The sequence below is a fragment of the Romboutsia lituseburensis genome (assembly GCF_024723825.1).
Classification (GTDB): Bacteria; Bacillota; Clostridia; order Peptostreptococcales; family Peptostreptococcaceae; genus Romboutsia_F; species Romboutsia_F lituseburensis_A.
The window spans coordinates 1,790,327-1,810,584 of sequence record NZ_JANQBQ010000001.1; the positions used below are offsets into that span (position 1 = coordinate 1,790,327).

Here is a 20,258-nt window from a genome sequence, read left to right on the forward strand (position 1 = left end):
TTCCGATAAATTTTACTTTATAATTTATATTTTTAATAAATTTAGTATTAATTATAAAGGTAGTTATCTATTAAGAGAGGTGCATATTATGGAAAAAGCTTTGACTTATCATCATAAATGTCATATGAATAATCGTTGTGCTAAATACAATACTTGTCCAATGATTTTATTTCATAAATTAGTTTCAGGTAAGTGGAAAATTTTAATCCTTTGGTATTTAAGTAGTGGGTGCCTTAGGTTTAGCGAAATAAAAAGGAAGTTACCTGATGTAACTCAGAAAATGTTGACTAATCAACTCAGAAGTCTTGAGGAAGATGGATTAGTTCATAGAGAAGTTTTTCCTGTAATACCTCCAAAAGTTGAATACAGCTTAACTGAGATGGGTCAAAAAATGATCCCTTTACTGGAACAAATGTACAATTTTGGTATCGAATATGGAGAATCACTTAAACAATCTAAATAGTTTTATTTAATCTAATTTTAAAACATACTTATTTATTTTAGTTTATAATTATAATATTAAAGTAGATATTATATTTTATTTATAATATCTACTTTAATATACTTAGTATAGTTTATTCTTGTATTTCAAATTCTTGTATTCCATATGAAAAAGGGGCTACAAAGTATTCATAAAATACCATAACTACATTTCCATTTTCATTTATATAAAACGGCTGACCTTCATATATAAAATCTATATTATTTTTAGATTTGTAAAATTTTTCATAATATGATGCTAGAATTTCATCAGTTTTACATCTTTCTTCTATTTGTCCTTTTACCTGTTTATTAATAATATTTTTATAATCTTGCCCTAACATAGATTCTAAAGTTATTTCTTCTCCTGTTTTTATATCAATATTATAATTATAAAAAGTTACATCAGATGAACCTTCGTATTTTAAAGTTGGATTTTCTACTTTTTTCTTAACAATAAATGATAATATATCTTTATTTGATGATTTCACTTCATAATCAAAGTCAATTTTTATTTTATCAATTTTTCCACCTGTATAATTTTTCATAAAGTTTGCTGCATCTGCCTTAGCTTCCTCTGCTAATTTATCGATTCTCTCATTTAGTAATGTATTTATTCTATTTTCAACCTTAGTATTTCCGGTTTCTTCTATATTAGGTACTTTAACATGTATAATATTAGAATCATTATTACTTGTATATTCAGAAAACGTTACAACTTTAGCAAACTGTTTGATTATAGGTATTTCTAACATAGCTTGAGCAAAAACACTATTAGTATTAACTGCAATAGTAAATAAAACGCATAATGATGCAGGTATTAATATTAGTTTTTTATTTATATTTAAAAATTTACTTTTCTTATTTTCTTTAATACTTTGATTTTGACATGAGTATAAAACTCTTTGTCTTATTGCTTCTTTTTTCATTAAATTTTCATCTATAACCTTTTTAAGAGTTTCTTTTTCATTCATGTAACATCCACATCCTTTCCAAATTTTTCTCTAATTTCATTGGTTGTTCTATAAATTCTATTTTTTATAGTTGATTCATTCTCTCCAAGCTCTTTTGCTATATCACAAATTTTCATATCAGAATAATAAAATAAATAAAATGCCTTTTGAACACCTTGTGATCTGGTTTGGAGATAATTCCATATTTCATTTAAGCTATCTTTATAAATTGTATTCGATTCTAATTTATTATTAAATGTATCAATATTTACATCTATAGTTATATACTCTTCTTCTTCTTTATTTTTACTAAACAAAGGTATAATATCTTTAAATTTATCATATAAAGAATAATGATCATAGACCTTAGACCTAGCTATTTTTAATACATAAGCTTGAATATTTTTTATATAATCAGTTCCTTTTTTCAATAATATATTATATAACTCTGTATATATATCCTGTAATATATCCGGGATGTCTTCTGTGTTTTTGCATTTGCAGGTCACATAAACTACACATTTATGATAAGTTTCATCATAAATTTTATTGAAAACATCTTCTACCGATTCATTTTTCATTTCATCACCTTCCTATACATATGGGTATATTTTGATATAAAAAGTTTCACTAATTTTATATTTTTATTAAAATTTTATTTTATTTACTAATATTATTTTTCTTAATTCAATTAAAATATATTTTATTAAAATAAAAAAAGCTATCTCTTATCGAGATAGCTTTTTATATATATAAAATTATTCAGCTATTAATTCTACTTCTTCACCATTTCTAACACCTGCAGCGTTTCCTTCTTCAACGTCAACGTGCATTTCTAAAGCAAAGTTTGCATTAGCTCTAACTAATACATTTTCAAATACTACAGCTCTTGGTCCGAAAGTTCTCACTTTTACTATTTGCTTATCAGCTACACCGAACTTAGCTGCATCATCAAGGCTCATATGTATATGTCTAGATGCAACTATTACACCTTCTGATAACTCAACTTCTCCAGCTGGCCCTACTAATTTAACACCAGGAGTACCCGCTATATCTCCAGATTCTTTTATTGGAGCTTTAACACCTAAAGTAAATCCATCTGCTAAAGATATTTCTACTTGTGTACTTGGTCTAGCTGGTCCTAAAACTCTAACACCTTTTATAGTTCCTTTTGGCCCTACTAAATCAACTTTTTCTTCACAAGCGTATTGACCTGGTTGAGATAATGGCTTGAAATGAGTTAACTCATGTCCAGCTCCGAATAATGTTTCTATATCAGCTTGACTTAAATGAACGTGTTTATTTGATAATGCTATTGGTAATTTCATGGAAAAAATCCCTCCTAAATTCTTTTTTTGTATACAACATACAATTATACATAATATTCCTCATTAAATCAAATTATTTTGATAAAAATTTAATTTAATGACCTTTTTCTCACCTGTATCATATTTCTACTTAATATTTAAAAATCCTTTTATACTATTTTGTTAATTATCATTTAAATTTATTCTTTATATAAAAGGTATTTTTAGGTATGCTAATTATCCTCATTTTCATCATCTACATATTCTAATATATCTCCAGGTTGACATTGTAATATGTTACATATTTGATTTAAAGTAGAAAATCTAATAGCTTTGGCTTTATTATTTTTTAATATAGAAAGATTTGCCATTGTAATTCCTAGTTTTTGAGATAATTCAGTTGAGCTCATCTTTCTTTTTGCCATCATGACATCTAAATTTACTATAATAGCCATTTTTTTCTCCTTTATATTGTTTTATCATTCTCATCTTTTATTTCTATTGCCATTTCAAATAACTTGCTTAGAACTATACTTAAAAATCCTATAGCTAATGCTACAAAAGATATTATAACAGATGGTGCTATAGTTAATGCATAAAAATACATATCAAATAAGTAATATAATCCAAATTGAACTATATTAAATATTAAAACTTCACTAAAAGCACATATTGATATTCTTTTTAAATATACAGGTATACTAGCTGAAAATGGATCTTTTTTAGCTATCAAACTACATAACTTCTTTAAATACACTAAAGCTATTAGATATGGTATAGCGCATATATATATACCTATGGATATGTTAATTGGCATTTTACTCCCAACTATCCCAAATGAACTTTTAAATATAGCTGTTATTCCTAATGGAGTAAATAAAAGCAATATAACAGTTAGCGCAATTCCAATTAAAACAATTTTGTCTAAAATATTTTCAGCATACTTTTTATTCATTTTAACTACCTCTTTTTCTAATTTTAAATATAAAATTTATAATTTTTTTAATAATTAACATTATTTTATATCATTTTTTAAATATAATATTAACTCTATACCTATATAATATCATTTATTTTTTCGTTTAGCAATATTTTTTTATTGTTTATCAATAAATAAATATTTTTATTGATATTTTATATAAACAATATATTCAGTAATTTTAATTAAAAATTTAGCCATACTTTAATTAAATATTAAAATATGGCTAACCTTTATCTTTATTTTGATAATTTATTTAATAAATCAAAATATCCTGGGAATGATACATTTATACATTCTTCATCATCTAAGCTCACACATCCATCACTGATTAATCCAGCAATAGAAAATGACATAGCTATTCTATGATCTTTAAATGTTTCTATATTCGTTCCTTTTAATTTAGTTTTTCCTTTTATAATCATTCCGTCTTCTAGTTCTTCTATATCTGCACCCATTAGCTTCAAATTATCTACCATTACTTTTATTCTGTTACTTTCTTTAACTTTTAATTCCTTAGCATCTTTAATAATTGTAGTTCCTTCAGCTTGTGTAGCTAAAATCGATATTACTGGAATTTCATCAATAAGTCTTGGAATTATATCTTTATCAATTGTAGTTGAGGTTAAATTTGGACTATATCTTATCAATAAATCTCCTACTAGCTCTCCACTAACAAATCGCTCATTTAGTATTTCTATATCTCCATTCATATTTTTTACTACGTCGAGTATCCCAGTTCTTGTTTTATTTAGCCCTACATTTTTTATAATAACCTCTGATCCTTCACTTATTAAAGCCCCTACTATTATAAATGCGGCTGAAGATATATCACCTGCTACATTTATATCTTGGCTAAATAATTCACTAACCGGATTTATAGTTATACTTAAATCTTCTACTGATATATCAGCTCCAAAAGACCTAAGCATTATTTCTGTATGATTTCTACTTTTTACTTTTTCATGAATAACACTTTTACCATCAGCATAAAGACTTGCAAGTATTAATGCTGATTTAACTTGAGCTGAAGCTACTTGCATTTTATAATCTATGGCTTTTAAATTCCCTCCATATATTGTTATAGGTGTATAGTTTGCATCATTATTTCCTTCAATATTACACCCCATGAGCCTAAGTGGATCTGTTACTCTTTTCATAGGTCTTTTAGCTATAGATTCATCTCCTACTAAAGTAGCTTCAAAATTATTACCTGCTAATATTCCACTTATTAACCTTATAGTAGTCCCGGAATTTCCTACATCTAATATATCGCTTGGCTTCTTTAATCCATAAAGACCATTTCCTTTTACAAATACATCTTTATCGTTTATTTCTATTTCTACGCCCATTTTTCTAAAACAATCTATAGTACTTAAACAATCTTGTCCCATTAAAAAATTACTAATTTTATTTTTTCCTTTTGAAATTGATGAGAACATTATAGCTCTATGAGATATAGATTTATCTCCTATCAGTTCAAAACTCCCTCTAAGCATTATGACACTCCCTTATTACGTTTAGTATTTTAACTTCATCTATATCATTAACTACTTCTACTTTACCTAAATCCGTAGGAAGTATTAAATTAATTTTTCCAAAACTATTTTTTTTATCGCTCTTCATTAGTTCTAGTACATCTTTTGCTAAAAAGCTTTCATTTTCAGGTACTATAAACCCTAACGGAAGGTGATATATCTTTGATACTTCTATGAATTTTTTATAATAGTTTTCATTTATTAATCCATCATTAATAGCTAATTTAAATGCCATGTTCATTCCAATATTGACAGCTTCTCCATGACTTATTTTGCAAAGTTTTTCTACTCCATGACCGAAAGTGTGACCGAAATTTAGTATTCTTCTAAGGCCACCTTCTTTTTCATCTTTTTCTACTACCTCAGCTTTTATTCTTGCACATTTTTTTACTATATTGTATAAACATCTTTCATCTCTACTTATTATAAATTTATGATTATCAATTAAATAATCTAAAAAGTCATAATCATAAATTAAAGCATATTTTATTACTTCAGCCATTCCACTTATAAATTCAGGCTGTGGTAAAGTTTTTAGCGAAGATATATTTATATATGTAAACTTAGGTTGATAAAATGATCCTATTATATTTTTTACATTGCCTAAATTAATTCCTGTTTTGCCACCTATAGATGAATCAACTTGCGCTAATAAACTTGTAGGAGCCTGTACAACATCTATACCTCTCATGTAAGTTGATGCAATAAATCCTGCTAAATCTCCAACTACCCCGCCACCAAGAGCTATAATTAATGATTTTCTAGTTAAGCCTATTTTTATACAATAATTCATTATATCTTCATATACTTTTAAAGATTTAGATTCTTCACCTGGTTTTACAACATATTCATGAATGTACTTTGTGTTTATAGATTTTACAAGTTTATCAGCTTGCTTAATATATAAATTTGAATCAGTTATTATTAACACTTTATCATATACTTTGCATATATCTAAGTCATTTAATTTTACACCTTCGTTAAAATAACAAATTGCTTCTTTAAAAGATGCAAAGTCATTATCTATCACAATATTACAAACTGAATTTATTATTTTTTCCATCCTCTTTCACCTAACCTTTTTATATATGAGTTATAATTAGCTTTTAAATCTACTAAATTATCTCCCCCAATTTTATCTAAAAAGTACTTACATATAACAAATGCAACTACATTTTCACAAACAATACTGCATGCTGGAACCGCACAATTATCAGATCTTTCTATACTTGCAGTATAACCTTTCAATGTATTTATACTTATAGAATTTAACGGTTTATATAGTGTTGGTATTGGTTTCATAGCGCATCTAATTACTATTTCCTCTCCAGTTGTCATTCCACCTTCTATTCCACCGAGTCTATTTGTAGCTCTTTTTATTCCCGTATTTTCATTGTAATAAATTTCATCCATAACTTTTGATCCTACACTTTTAGATACATCAAATCCAATACCTATTTCTACTCCCTTAATAGCCTGCGTACCCATAAGATGCATTGCTAATTCTCCATCAATTTTTTTATCAAATTGGGTATATGATCCTAAACCTGGAATAACATTTTTTACTCTTATTTCTATAATTCCACCTAAAGTATCTCCATCTTTTTTTACATTATCAATTTCTTTTATAATTTTCTCTTCTAAACTTTTATTTACGCATCTAACTTCACTACTATCTACATGTTTTTTTATATATTCAAAATCATATATATTTTTATCACTTACATTTCCTATTTGTATAACATGAGATATAAATTCTATATCAAAATTTTTAAGGACTTGTTTGCAAATAGCTCCAACTGCTACTCTACTTGCTGTCTCTCTTGCACTAGATCGCTCTAAAACATTTCTAGCATCTTCAAAATCGTACTTCAAGCACCCAACTAAGTCTGCATGACCCGGTCTTACATTGCTTACTTTTTTGCTATCTAAATCTATATCTTCCATTGGATTCATATATTTAGACCAATTTTCATAATCTTTATTTTTTACTTCTATAGATATTGGACCACCTAATGTTTTCTTTCCTCTTACTCCTCCTAATATATTTATTTTATCTTGTTCTATTTTCATTCTAGCCCCTCGGCCATATCCACCTTGTCTTTTTTTAAGCTCATTGTTTATTTCATCTATATTAAGTTCAATATTAGCTGGAACCCCATCTAATATTGATATTAAACTTTGTCCATGTGATTCTCCACTAGTCAGATATCTTAGCATATTACCTCCTACTTTTTTGATTTTATGATATAAAAAGTCACTTGACTCCTGTCGCTAGCTACTTCGCTCATTACTCAAAATGTAATGTTTTGCTTTTACAACAATATTTATATAGCTATAATTCATAGCTTATCCATAGTTTTTTATGTATTACAATGTCCTTAAGCTTAAAAAAGCTGAATTATAACTTTCCCCATACTACTAATTCTAAGTTTTTAGCTATCCATAATTAAATGTACAGCAGTTTAGGATTACAATAGGAAGAAATTATATTCAGCTTAAATAAAATTGATTAAATATAAAACTATTCTGAAACAGTACTATTTATATCTTTTATATAATGTTTTAAGTTTTGTCTTAGTTTTTTTCTAAATTCTATATTTTCTTCATATTCTACTTTATCAGTATTATTTAAATGCAGATTATAAAGTAACTTATTATTTACACTTTTAAAAAAGAAATCCATTACTGTTTGTCCACCCATAAATTGAGTCTCATAATCTTGAGATCCTCCTACGGCAATATACATTCCTATACGCCTTTTATTTCTATCTATAGATGATTTATTTAATACATATTTACTGGCATATATAGCTTGTGTTCTATCAACTACGGTCTTTAATTTTGCAGAAATACAATCAAAATGTACTGGACTGATAACTATAACACCTTTTGCTTTATCAAACATTTCATACATAGGTGTCATATCATCTTTTATTCTACAGTATCCTGTTTTATCACAAAATCCACAAGCAGTACAATAATCTATATCCATATCATATATATTAAATATGTGACTTGTTATATCACTTTCTATTAGTACATTATTTACCTCATTTGTAATTTTAAAACAGTTTTTATTTTTTCTAGGACTTGCATTTATTATTAAAATCTCTGGATGCATATGTGCCCCCCTTATTTATCTTTTAGCATAACTACTAGTATGTCGTCATCGTAACTATCTTTACCCGCAAATTCTTTTAGTTCAACTTTCAAATTATCTATTACATAATCCGGTTTAAACTTAAAGTTTTCTTTCAAGAAACATTCTAATCTAGATGTTCCATACTCCTCTTTTGTTGCATTCTTTATTTCTAATACCCCATCTGTATACATACATATCATAGGATATTTATTTATTTCAAAAGTGTTATTGTCATACTCTGCATCATCCATTATACCTATTGGAATTCCCTTTTTACATTCAATAGCTCTACATACTGTCCCATCTTCTTTTATTATTATAGGACTATAATGACCGGCATTAGAAACACTCATAATGTTTTTAGCAGTATTAACCTTACTTATTAAACAAGTTGTAAATACACCCATTTTATCAAATTCATCGTAAAGCATACTATTTAAATTTGTCATTATTTCTCCTGGTGTTTGGTATTGATTACAAAGTACTTTAAAAGCTCCTTTTATCATTGCAACCACATAGTTTGATATCATACCATGTCCCATAACATCCGCTACTATATAAAATATATTTTCTTCATCAACCCTCATAGCATAGTAGAAGTCCCCACCAACTACTCTTGCTGGCCTATGGTAATAAGTTAATTCTTTTTGTTCATTACAATCTAGTTGACTTTTATCCATTATAAGTTTTTGCTGTTGGTTTAATATGTTAAGCTCATTAGCTAATACCCTATGTTTTACTTCTTCGGCATTATACTCATATAGCTTCATCCCAACAGCAACCTGTTTCGCTAATATACTTAATATATTTAAATCATCATTAGTGTAATTTTGGCTATTTGCACATACTATACATCCAATTATTTCATTTTTATCTTTTAATTTATAATAAATGTAACTTTCTATCTTGCTACCATCTTTACAGTTAACTCCAACGTTATTGCTATACGCTCCCATTGCTTCTTGTTCTAAAATACTTTCGACTATAGGATATACATTTATCTTATTTTTATCTTCCGTATTATAACAGTTAAATACCTTATTTCTATATTCTTGTTCATTTATTATTATTATAGCTTCTTTACTATTTGTTATATTACATGCCTGCTTACTTAAATGTTCTAAGAATCCATGTATATTTTTATTTAAATATAATTTTCTAGTTGCTTCATTTATAGAAGATATTGCACCTCTAAGTTTATGTACAAGTAATTGAGTATTGTTATTCTTAGTAGTTATTTCTATAGATAAACTTATTAAAGATGCTACTGATGATATAAAGTCTATATCTTGGTCTGTAATATAATCAGTAATTGTTAAAAAACATGTCATAAATCCTACAACTGCATCATTTATTATAAAAGGAAATACAATACGACCTACATATCCTTCTGCCTTAGCTAATTCTCTTTCTTCTTTCGCTCTGTCATCTTCAAATATATTTTTTATATAAATTATCTTCTTTGTCTTAACAGCTTCATGAACATATTTTGGATATTCATTAAAGTTTATTTTAACCCCTCTTGGGCTATTCATTGGGAATACTTGTGGTATATATTCTAAAGTTTCCGAACACACTAAGTAAGCATGTTGGTAATTATTTTTATAAAATAAGTTAACACATGCCTTAGCTGGATGTACTACTTCAAGCATCTTTTCTACAATCCTATCTTTTATGTTAAAAAAATCTGTCGATTGAGTTACCATAGCGGATATATCTACTAAATTTTTCATCTTGCTAACATCATTATTAGAATTACTCATATCAGCTACACCCCCTAGTTTTATTAGTCTATTTTATATTACTATATATATCATTTATAGTAAATACAAAAACTACCATAAAACTAAGTATTATAGCTATATTAAAACCTGTTATTAAACCAATTAAAAGTAGTGTTATTAATACATTTATGCCTGCTCTACTTTTTTGACTGTCTATATTTATTTTGGGTAATTCAATATTATTTTTCACATTTTCTATACTTTCTTTTATTTGTCTTTCCAGTTTTATCTTATAAATTAAATACACTATCTCAATAAAACACATTCCTATTCCAAATACTAAATTAATATTAAATGCTAAAATAAGTAATATAATTGCAAACATTAATTTTATACATTTAAAAAATAAACTATCTATCTTTAATGTTATATTTCTAATTTCTTTACATTCATCTCTTAATCTATAGTCATTAGATGGCATTCCTTTCATCTTTGTTTTTACTATTTCCGAATAAAATAGCTTAATTATACCATTTATCATTAGAAATCACTCCTTTTACATATATTTGTAATTTTTACAATTATAATATTTTTTATACTTGTCAATAATAAAAATATTAAGTATTTTAAGTTCATAAACAAAAGGAGTGTTTTACATGCAGATTGAACAACTTGATCTTGAAACACGTAGTAAGATTTATAGTTATACAAAGAAAGTTCTTAGAAAATATCAAAAAGGAATTATAACAGGAAAACTTACAGCTGATAAGTTTGCAGATAATATATTATCAAACGGATCTATTAACGATATTTTAGATGAGAGAACTTTATCAGGAGAAGACTTTAAAACATCTTACATAGATTATATTCAAACCTTAATACACATACAAAATGAAAATTTATCAAATAGTAAAAAAAGAAAAAATAAAACTATGCCTAATAAGCCAACTATCACTCAAAAAATTCAACTAAAAAAATTATTAGAATCTACTGGATATTCTTTATCAATTCCATTTGAATACCTAACTGAAGCTGATGTTGACAATATTATGAAGTATTTAGGAACAGGTTTTATAGACTTAGGAAATGAGAGAATTTTTAACTATGTAAATAAATCTAAACTTAACTAAAATATAAAAGTGTTTCAAGAATTATTTAAACATATTATATCTTAGGAGTTAAACATATTTAACTCTATCTTAATTAAATTAAAATTTAATAAGCATAAAAAAGAGTATTTCTTAAAATATATTTAGAAATACTCCTTTTTATATATATTTATTATCCTAACGCTTTTTCTAATTTTGATAAATGTTGTATAGGATAATATCTTAGTAGCTCTTTAAACTGATTTACAGTTAATCCCTCTGTAGTTGTATAAATATGAATTTTTTCATCTAAATCCGCATTTATAAATTTGGTTTTTATTTCTTCAAAGTTTACAGTAGACATATGTACCACTCCTTATGTAATATATTTCTCATTTATTTTATCCATATACACAGATTTTATCCAACGATAAATATTTTAATTCAATTAATTAGATTTTAAAGTTAATATTTTTGCTATTTAACCTCTTTTTAAATATAATAAAAGAAGCTAACTATTAGTTAGCTTCTTTTATTATATTCAAATATATAAGTATTTTATTTATTATTGTTGTTTTCCAGCCATTTGTTGTTCAGCCATCTCAACTAATTTTTTAGTCATATATCCACCAACATATCCATTTTCTCTAGCTGTTAAATTACCTTTGTCCATTTGTTGGTAGTTAGACATACCTAATTCATTAGCTATTTCTAATTTCATTTGATTTAATGCTTGTTTAGCTTGTGGTACTGCTTTTTGATTATTATTGTTGTTGTTTGACATTGCTGATTACCTCTTTTCTAATTTATTTTGTTTCTTGATAGTATTATATGAATTTATCATTTTTTAATCCGAGGTAACTTTTACCTTACTTACTAAATACCAACTAACAATAATATCCTGCTAAATATCCTGTTGAAAACGCAATTTGAAGATTAAATCCACCTGTGTATGCATCCACATCTATAACTTCTCCCGCGAAAAATAATCCTTCAACTAGCTTCGATTCCATTGTACTTGCATTTATTTCACTTACTTTTATCCCTCCAGAAGTTATAATAGCCTCTTCTATAGGTCTATATCTTTTTAATGTAAAAGTTAAGTTTTTAAATAATTTAACTAAATTCTTTCTTTGCTCTCTAGATATTTGATGTACTACTGTATCATGATCTATATCACTTAGTTTTATTATTATAGGTATTAGTTTTTTTGGTAGCAAATCATCCAATGCCTTTTCAAATTTTTTATTAGTATACTTTTGAAAGTCTTTTTGAATTCTTTTATCTAACTTTTCCTCATCTAACGCAGGTTTCAAGTCTATTACTATCTTATAGTTTTCCTTAGTAGTATCTTTCATTCTGCAACTAGCAGATTTAATAACTGGACCATCTAATCCATACTTTGTAAATTCTAACTCCCCAAAATCATCGTAAACCTTTTTATTTTTGCTATTATATACCGAAATTGATATATTTCTAAGAGCTAATTTTTCTAAATCTGATACGTAATTTTCCTGTACTTCCATTCCTATTAACGAAGGTTTTATATCTGTAATAGTATGCCCTAAAGTTTTAGCAAACTTATATCCATCACCTGTTGAACCCGTAAGAGGATAGCTTAATCCTCCGGTAGCTATTATTACAGAATCACACTTTATTTCTTTTTTATTATTAAGTATAACTTTTTCAATCTTGTTATCTTTAGATATTATTTTATCTACTTTAGTATTTAAAAGTAGCTTTACTTTTTTATTATTAATTTGCTTTTCTAGAGCATTTGCTATATCATGAGCTTTATCACTTTCTGGAAATACTCTTTTTCCTCTTTCAGTTTTTGTTTTAACTCCCAAATTATTAAACATTTCTATAACATCGGTATTTGTGAAAGTATAAAAAGCACTATATAAAAATTTCCCATTTTTAGGTACATTTTCTATTAATTCTTCTATTTCACAATCATTAGTTATATTACATCTACCTTTTCCAGTAATTAATATTTTTCGTCCTACTTTATGATTTTTTTCAATTAGTACTACATCTAATCCTCTGTCTGCTGCTACAGATGCTGCCATCATGCCTGCTGCACCAGCTCCTATTATAACTACCTTTTTCAAACTTACACCTCTTTATTTTTATATTTATTAATCTAAATTTAATAACTGGAATATAAATGGGACTCCTGCTATTGCATAAAATACTACTACTGTATATCTTATATAGTCAAATATTACATTATTAGGTAAAATGTACTTTAATCCGAAATATACAGCTGCTAATGTTACTAAACCTATTAAAAATCTAATCATATCTCTCTTTATTTTATCTGATTTATCTATATTCAATCTACTATTTTTACTAAATTGTATTTTTCCTTTAAATCTATACTCTGTCTTAAAATTTATAAACATATCTTCTACTATATATCCTAAAACATACCCTGTTAAAAGGCCAAATATCTTTATGTATTCATTACTATTTACTATAAACATACTTACTATAAATGGAATTAATACTAATATTAGTATCCAATATTTCTTAGTACTATCTACATAATCAAATATCTTACATAATAATACTGTAAATATTACGCCTAATATCCACCCAAAAATAACATCTATAGGCCAATGAACTGCTAAATATAACCTAGAGATACCAACACCTAAAATCATTATTATAGCTAGTATAGTTAATCCTGAACTCCTAAATATTACAGCCAAACTAGTCCAAAATGTTGTTGCTGTTTGAGTATGACCACTCGGAAAAGAGTATCCTGTCGCTGTAGATACCCTCATAGAATTAAGGCCTTTTATACCTATCGGTCTTGGTGCTCTAAAAAATTCTTTAATTCCTGTATTTAAAGTAATATTACCTACTAATGAAAATAACATTTTTTGTCCGTATTTTTTATTTAAACACCAATACATATAAGCTGTAATTGCTATAATTACTGGTACCTCTGTACTTATTGTAAAAATTAAAAATATTGTATTTAATAGTGGAGACCTGATTTGTTGAAAAAATTGTAATATACTTAATTGAATATCCATTTTAATACCCTCCTGATTAGTTATTCCTTTAGTCATTATACATAATTATTCCATATTTATATATACTTAACTATATAATTTTCCAATCATTATTATGTTTTACTATTTTTCTATAATTATCCTTATAATACAATAAGTTTCAAATAATATACATAAAAAAGTCTCTAAATCATAAATAATGAATTAGAGACTTCTCATCTATACTTCTGAAACTACACCTATGTAAGGTAAGTTTCTATATTTTTCAGCATAATCAATTCCATATCCTACTATAAATTTGTCTTCTATAACAAATCCTACATAATCAACTGGTATATCAGCTTTTCTTCTTTGCGATTTATCTAATAAAGTACATAATTTTAATGATTTTGGATTTCTTGTTTCTAGTGCTGCAACTAAATTACTTAATGTTAATCCTGAATCTATTATATCTTCTACTATTAATACATTTTTACCTTCTATATTAACATCTAAATCCTTTAGTATTTTTACAACTCCAGAACTCTCAGTTGAATTTCCATAACTAGAAACACTCATAAAATCTATATTAACATCTAAATTTATTTTTCTTATTAAATCAGAAACAAACACACTTGCTCCTTTTAATATTCCTACTACTAAAAGCTCTTCTCCCTTGAAGTCATTCTCTATTTGCTTAGCTAATTCACTTACTTTCTCGGCTAATTGTTCTTCAGATATCATTACTTCTGTAACTTTGAACATATTATTCCTCCTAAATTTACGTATATTATTATACCCCTAGTATAACATATATCTATGAACATTAGAATGTTTTTATTTAATTTTTAATAATAATTCGTAATATGTATTTAAATTATATATATACACTTATATTTTATCCTAATTTCTATAAAAAATTCCCTTCGCTTAATCTACTACATGGGTACTACACTTCATGGCACTAACAACTCCGTCCATTGCTTAAAACATCATCAAAGCTATAAGTTATAGATACTATATTTAATCTAAAAGTTATAAGTTTATTAGACTAAGTTTAATCATTCTGCCCCTATTATATTATATTTATATTATAATGGAGATGTATAAACTAATTAGGAGGTATTTTATGAGTGTAAATCATGGTGCTAATTTATATGACTTATCTAAAAAATATGGATTTTCAAAAGATGATTTTTTAGATTTTAGTTCTAATATAAATCCTTTTGGAGCATCCCAACTTGCAAAGGAAAATATAATAAATAATATAAACCAGGTATCTATATATCCAGATCCTAGCTACGTAAATTTAAAAGATTCTATTTCAGGATATTGTAATTGCTCTACAGAAAATATAGTTCTAGGTAGCGGTGCTACTGAGCTAATTTCTTCATTTATAGAAACTATAGACCCAAAGAAAGCGTTACTACTTTCACCTGCTTATTCTGAATATGAAAAAGAGTTAAAGAAGGTTGGTTGTGTAATAGAAAAATATTATTCTAAGTATGAAAACAATTTCAAAATAGATATCAATGAATTAATTAAAACTATAAATAATAATAAATACGATTTAGTAATAATATGTAATCCAAATAACCCAACAGGGTTTGCTTTTAATCGCAATGAAATTGCCTTATTATTAAAATCCATTTCTTCATTTGTAATGATTGATGAAACTTACATAGAATTTACTAATACTAAAGAATTTTCATCTACTAGCTTAGTTGACACTTTCAATAACTTATTTGTAATAAGAGGAACTTCTAAGTTCTTTTCTACTCCAGGAATAAGACTAGGTTATGGTCTTATCTCTAATTCTAAAGTAAGAGATATAATTAACGCTCATTTAGACTTATGGAATGTAAATATTTTTGCTTCTTTAATGGGAGAAGTAATGTTTAAGGACTTAGACTTTATAAATAATACAATTGATGTGATGACTAATCAAAGAAATTTATTAATAAATGAACTTAATAAATTTAATGATTTAAATGTTTATGATAGCCAGGGCAATTTTATTTTATGCCAAATAAAAACTAAAAACATAACAGCTAATAAACTTAGGGAAAAATTAATACCTAATAGAATAATAATTAGAGATTGTGCTTCTTTTGATGGATTAGATGAGTATTTCTTTAGAGTATGTGTTCTAAATCCAAAAGATAACTTACTTCTTTTAAGTAAACTTAAGGAAATTTTAAATTAAATGTGACCATTATAATAAAATAAACAGCATACATATCTTTTCTAAGACATGTATGCTATATTTTTTAAATAAAAAAAATTTAAATTAATTTATTTCAATGTAAAACTATCTATAAGTGACTTTAACATTTGTGCTTGTCCACTTAATTCTTCACTAGCAGCTGCACTTTCTTCAGATGTAGCAGAGTTAGTTTGTACTACCGCTGATATTTGATCTACACCTAATGTAACTTGAGATATTGCATTAGCTTGTTCTTCAGAAGCAGTAGCTATTTTATCAACTAAAGTTATAGTTTGATTTGTTTTTTCAATTATTCTTCCTAATGATTTCGCTGTATTCGCTACTATTTCAGTTCCATTATCTACTGCTGTTATTGAGTTTTCAATAAGCACTGCTGTATTTTTTGCAGCTTCAGCTGACTTAGCAGCTAAATTTCTTACCTCATCAGCAACAACTGCGAACCCCTTACCAGCAGAACCAGCTCTTGCTGCTTCTACTGCAGCATTTAGTGCTAATATATTCGTTTGGAATGCGATATCATCTATAGTTTTTATTATTCTACCTATTTCATTTGATGTAAATGCGATTTCATTCATAGCACTAATCATCTGTTTCATTTGATTATTTCCATCTTCGACTTCTTGACCTGAACTTAAAGTTAACTCATTAGCTTCTCTAGCATTACTTGCTGTATTTTTTATTTTTTCAGATATATCAGCTATTGTTGCAGACAGCTCTTCTACAGAACTAGCTTGTTCCGTAGCTCCTTGAGATAACATTTGTGATCCGCTTGCTACTTGTTCAGATGCAGCTTCAACTTCTTCTGATGCTGAATTTATTTGAGACATAGTTTCGCTTAAATCCGAAGTTATCTTATCTATAGAATTTCTAATATTTTCAAAAACACCGACATACTCTACTTCTGTTTCTACATTAAAGTTTCCTGCTGAAACCTCATCTAAAACACGAACTGCATCTTTTATAACTAAATTAATTCTATCACTCATTTGACGAATACTGTCTGATAATGCACCTAATTCATCTTCCGATTCATAACTTACTTCAATATCAAAGTCTCCATCTGCCATTTTATTAGCAGCTACTTCTATTTCCTCAATTGGATTTTTTAAAAGTTTAGTTATATATACTGCTATAAATAATCCAATTAATACAGTTATAATTCCTAAAATTATCGCTATAAAAACGACATTTCTTACAGTATCCTTTATACCTTTATGAAAATTATCTCCATCCATTCTAGAGTTATCATAAAGAGTTATAGATGCTTTTGAACTTTCAGCAAAAATAGCCTTATAAGATGGGGAATTTAGGTTAGATTTAGCTCCTTCTAAGTCTCCACTCTCTAAAAATGAGTAAGTCACATTTGCCTGATCCTTTAATTTATTTACTGCATTCTCCATTGCATCTACATGACTTTTATCTCCTAAATAATTTTTACGAACTATATCAAGTCTTTTATATGCGCTATCTAAATTTTCTAAAACTTCATCTTTATATTCTATACCCCCTTCTGAAAGTACCTCACTTACAAGACACCTACCAATTGAGTTTACTTCTCTACGTACTCCCATAGCTTCACTTGTTACTTCATAAGGCCCAGTAAATATTTCATCAGTTAAACTTCCTAAATGTATCAATTTTGATACAGTATAAGAAATAGTAAGTATTGAAACTAATAGTACTAATATAAAAGATAACCTTAGCTTCCTTCCAATTTTTAAGTTTTTCATATATCTCCTCCTGTTAATTTAATTTATAATATAAATGCACCCTTATACATAAATTTTGTATAAATAGCCCCTATATTCTAATAGACTAGATTTTTAAATTTTCTTAATAAATTAAATTTTAAAATACTGTACATCTATCTATATATACGTAAAAAAGCAATTTTTCTTTAGCTTATGCACAAAAAAGACTAATCTCAATTTAGAGATTAGTCTTTTGGGTTTCAATATAACTCGACTAGCTAAGCAGCTTTTGAAGCTTTCTTATTCATCTTATTGTTTATATGATCTACAACTGCAGCTATAGCGTTATCTCCTGATACGTTAGCAGCAGTTCCAAAACTATCTTGAGTTAAGTATAATGCTATCATTAAACTTGCTAAACCACCATCTGAAGGTATACCTATCATTGGTAAGAATGGTAGTGCACTCATTATTGCTCCACCTGGAGCTCCTGGCGCAGCAACCATTGCGATCCCTAACATTAGTATGAATGGGAATACTGCTCCAAAACTATGATCCATATTGTTCATCATAAGTACTGCAACAGCAAATGATGTAACAGATATTATACTTCCTGATAAGTGAATAGTTGCACATAAAGGTACACAGAATTCTCTTATTTCTTTGCTTACTCCATTGTTTTTAGCACACTCTACGTTAACTGGTATAGTTGCTGCTGAAGATTGAGTACCTACAGCTGTTAAATAACCAGGTACTTGATTTTTTAACATTGCAAAAGGATTTTTTCCAGTAAAAGCACCAGCTGCTGTAAATTGTATTACAAGATAGATTAAATGTAATGGTATTACAACTAAATAAACTTTCCAGAATACTCCTAATATATTCCAAACTTGCCCAGCTGCCGTAATATTTGCAAATGTCCCTGCTATGTATAATGGTAATAATGGTATAATTACAGTTGCTAATACTTTTGTAACTATTTCTTGGAATTCTTGGAATATATTATGTAAAGTTTGCCCTTTTCCATTATTTCTAAGAGCAGATATTCCTAGACCCATTGTAAACGCGAATACTATTGCTGCTGTTACATCTACCATTGGTGCTAGTGGTATTGTAAAGTATGGTGATAACATTCCTGCTTCAGGATCCCCTATTTGTGCTGCAACCCCTGCATCTATAAAAGATGGGAATATTATTGATGCTACTAAGAATGCCATAGTACCTGCTATGATTGTTGAACCATAAGCGATTCCTGTTGTTATTCCTAATAATTTTCCAGCCCCTGTAGCTAAATCAGCTATACCAGCTGTAACAAATCCTATTATTATAAATGGTATAACGAATTTTAAGAAGGCTGAGAATAAAGTACTTGCAGTTACCAGAACTTTCGTTATAGCTTCTGGTGCATAACTACCAATTAAAATACCGACTATGATACCCATAATTAATTTAGGAACTAATCCTATTTTCTTCATGAAACTTCCCCCCTATGTTGTTATTTGTTTTTCATAATCTATATTAAAGTATTTTTCGCTATCCGTCAACGTTTTCCCTATATTTTCCTCATTCCAAGTTAATTTTTTGTCATTTTAATTAATTTTTTTTAACATAATCTTAATCAATTTTAATATTCAGAATTTTTTTATATTTTTTTTATCTAAGTTTGTTATATTTCCTCACTTTATATTTATTTTAAAGGTGAAAAAGAGCAGTTTTATTTTATCACTGCTCTTTTTCATCTTTTACACTAAATTTAACATCTTTTATGATATTAGGGTCATTTTCTTCTTTTATTATTCTTTTATATTTTTCAAGTTCCTCATTTATTATTCCTAAGCACCATATAAATATAAATAAATCATCTACTAACCCAAATACTCCTGTTATCATTTCAGGTATAAAATCTACCCCTGAGACCATATATAAAAGAGCCACACCAAAAGCAAATATAACTTTAAATTTAGATATTATACTAACTCTTCTGTCTGTCATAAAGTCAGGTATTTTAAATATATTTACGATAAAAAGTAATCCGAATTTAGATTTTTTAAACCTTACTAAAACTTTTTTTAATTGATCTAATAATATATCTATTACTTTTATAAACCTATTCATATTTCA

The 20,258-nt window shown here is 27.0% G+C and carries 22 protein-coding genes; 3 read left to right on the top strand and 19 right to left on the bottom strand.

Features of this window, described 5'->3' with window-relative positions; translation table 11 throughout:
- The first annotated feature begins 88 nt into the window (after positions 1-88).
- Complete coding sequence (locus tag NWE74_RS08690; protein ID WP_330666343.1) at positions 89-463, top strand: helix-turn-helix domain-containing protein; 375 nt, start codon at positions 89-91, stop codon at positions 461-463.
- A gap of 112 nt (positions 464-575) precedes the next feature.
- Here the strand turns inward: NWE74_RS08690 and NWE74_RS08695 are convergent, their stop codons facing one another.
- From NWE74_RS08695 to NWE74_RS08745, 11 genes are all read right to left on the bottom strand, one after another.
- Positions 576-1,454, bottom strand: coding sequence for a DUF3298 and DUF4163 domain-containing protein (locus tag NWE74_RS08695; RefSeq protein WP_258242811.1), 879 nt, complete (start codon positions 1,452-1,454; stop codon positions 576-578).
- A complete protein-coding gene (locus NWE74_RS08700; protein ID WP_258242812.1) occupies positions 1,451-2,014 on the bottom strand; it encodes a sigma-70 family RNA polymerase sigma factor in 564 nt (187 codons plus the stop codon). Before NWE74_RS08700 ends, NWE74_RS08695 begins: the two co-directional genes overlap by 4 nt.
- Positions 2,015-2,191: 177 nt before the next feature.
- Complete coding sequence (gene pduL, locus NWE74_RS08705; RefSeq protein WP_258242813.1) at positions 2,192-2,761, bottom strand: phosphate propanoyltransferase; 570 nt, start codon at positions 2,759-2,761, stop codon at positions 2,192-2,194.
- Between the two features lie 212 nt (positions 2,762-2,973).
- The gene (locus NWE74_RS08710; RefSeq protein ID WP_092726273.1) at positions 2,974-3,195 is read right to left on the bottom strand and encodes a helix-turn-helix domain-containing protein; all 222 of its coding nucleotides are present in this window, start codon (positions 3,193-3,195) and stop codon (positions 2,974-2,976) included.
- Positions 3,196-3,206: 11 nt separating this feature from the next.
- Complete coding sequence (locus NWE74_RS08715; protein WP_258242814.1) at positions 3,207-3,695, bottom strand: DUF2975 domain-containing protein; 489 nt, start codon at positions 3,693-3,695, stop codon at positions 3,207-3,209.
- Positions 3,696-3,958: 263 nt separating this feature from the next.
- A complete protein-coding gene (aroA, locus tag NWE74_RS08720; protein WP_258242815.1) occupies positions 3,959-5,218 on the bottom strand; it encodes a 3-phosphoshikimate 1-carboxyvinyltransferase in 1,260 nt (419 codons plus the stop codon).
- Positions 5,211-6,320, bottom strand: a complete 1,110-nt coding sequence (gene aroB, locus NWE74_RS08725) for a 3-dehydroquinate synthase (protein ID WP_258242816.1) — start codon at positions 6,318-6,320, stop codon at positions 5,211-5,213. The genes aroA and aroB overlap by 8 nt, the downstream gene beginning before the upstream one ends.
- The gene (gene aroC, locus NWE74_RS08730; RefSeq protein ID WP_258242817.1) at positions 6,308-7,477 is read right to left on the bottom strand and encodes a chorismate synthase; all 1,170 of its coding nucleotides are present in this window, start codon (positions 7,475-7,477) and stop codon (positions 6,308-6,310) included. The genes aroB and aroC overlap by 13 nt, the downstream gene beginning before the upstream one ends.
- A 304-nt stretch (positions 7,478-7,781) precedes the next feature.
- Complete coding sequence (locus NWE74_RS08735; protein WP_258242818.1) at positions 7,782-8,381, bottom strand: flavodoxin family protein; 600 nt, start codon at positions 8,379-8,381, stop codon at positions 7,782-7,784.
- A gap of 11 nt (positions 8,382-8,392) precedes the next feature.
- Complete coding sequence (locus NWE74_RS08740; RefSeq protein ID WP_258242819.1) at positions 8,393-10,165, bottom strand: GAF domain-containing SpoIIE family protein phosphatase; 1,773 nt, start codon at positions 10,163-10,165, stop codon at positions 8,393-8,395.
- A 28-nt stretch (positions 10,166-10,193) separates the two neighbouring features.
- On the bottom strand, positions 10,194-10,667 hold the full coding sequence (locus NWE74_RS08745; RefSeq protein WP_258242820.1) for a hypothetical protein: 474 nt from the start codon (positions 10,665-10,667) through the stop codon (positions 10,194-10,196).
- Positions 10,668-10,782: 115 nt separating this feature from the next.
- On the opposite strand from NWE74_RS08745, the gene NWE74_RS08750 reads away from it, so the two are divergent.
- Complete coding sequence (locus tag NWE74_RS08750; RefSeq protein ID WP_258242821.1) at positions 10,783-11,256, top strand: hypothetical protein; 474 nt, start codon at positions 10,783-10,785, stop codon at positions 11,254-11,256.
- Positions 11,257-11,407: 151 nt separating this feature from the next.
- Here NWE74_RS08750 and NWE74_RS08755 read toward each other — a convergent pair whose 3' ends face one another.
- The 5 genes from NWE74_RS08755 to hpt form a co-directional block, all read right to left on the bottom strand.
- Positions 11,408-11,578: a hypothetical protein gene (locus tag NWE74_RS08755; protein ID WP_258242822.1), complete on the bottom strand. Its 171-nt coding sequence runs from the start codon at positions 11,576-11,578 to the stop codon at positions 11,408-11,410.
- 201 nt (positions 11,579-11,779) lie between these two features.
- Complete coding sequence (locus NWE74_RS08760) at positions 11,780-11,998, bottom strand: alpha/beta-type small acid-soluble spore protein (protein ID WP_258242823.1); 219 nt, start codon at positions 11,996-11,998, stop codon at positions 11,780-11,782.
- Positions 11,999-12,101: 103 nt separating this feature from the next.
- Positions 12,102-13,328 (bottom strand): NAD(P)/FAD-dependent oxidoreductase, encoded by a 1,227-nt coding sequence (locus NWE74_RS08765; protein ID WP_258242824.1) that lies wholly within the window; start codon positions 13,326-13,328, stop codon positions 12,102-12,104.
- A gap of 27 nt (positions 13,329-13,355) precedes the next feature.
- Positions 13,356-14,261 carry a phosphatase PAP2 family protein gene (locus NWE74_RS08770; RefSeq protein ID WP_258242825.1) on the bottom strand — a complete coding sequence of 302 codons (906 nt, stop codon included), beginning with the start codon at positions 14,259-14,261 and terminating at the stop codon, positions 13,356-13,358.
- Between the two features lie 198 nt (positions 14,262-14,459).
- Positions 14,460-14,984, bottom strand: coding sequence for a hypoxanthine phosphoribosyltransferase (gene hpt / locus NWE74_RS08775; RefSeq protein WP_258242826.1), 525 nt, complete (start codon positions 14,982-14,984; stop codon positions 14,460-14,462).
- A 364-nt stretch (positions 14,985-15,348) separates the two neighbouring features.
- Between hpt and NWE74_RS08780 the strand changes: the two genes are divergently transcribed.
- Positions 15,349-16,425 (top strand): pyridoxal phosphate-dependent aminotransferase, encoded by a 1,077-nt coding sequence (locus NWE74_RS08780; protein ID WP_258242827.1) that lies wholly within the window; start codon positions 15,349-15,351, stop codon positions 16,423-16,425.
- A gap of 89 nt (positions 16,426-16,514) precedes the next feature.
- Here NWE74_RS08780 and NWE74_RS08785 read toward each other — a convergent pair whose 3' ends face one another.
- The 3 genes from NWE74_RS08785 to NWE74_RS08795 all read right to left on the bottom strand — a co-directional run bounded on the left by NWE74_RS08785 (position 16,515) and on the right by NWE74_RS08795 (position 20,252).
- On the bottom strand, positions 16,515-18,176 hold the full coding sequence (locus tag NWE74_RS08785) for a methyl-accepting chemotaxis protein (RefSeq protein WP_258242828.1): 1,662 nt from the start codon (positions 18,174-18,176) through the stop codon (positions 16,515-16,517).
- A gap of 239 nt (positions 18,177-18,415) precedes the next feature.
- Complete coding sequence (locus NWE74_RS08790) at positions 18,416-19,612, bottom strand: dicarboxylate/amino acid:cation symporter (protein WP_258242829.1); 1,197 nt, start codon at positions 19,610-19,612, stop codon at positions 18,416-18,418.
- Between the two features lie 247 nt (positions 19,613-19,859).
- Complete coding sequence (locus tag NWE74_RS08795; RefSeq protein WP_258242830.1) at positions 19,860-20,252, bottom strand: YkvA family protein; 393 nt, start codon at positions 20,250-20,252, stop codon at positions 19,860-19,862.
- Positions 20,253-20,258 lie beyond the last annotated feature (6 nt).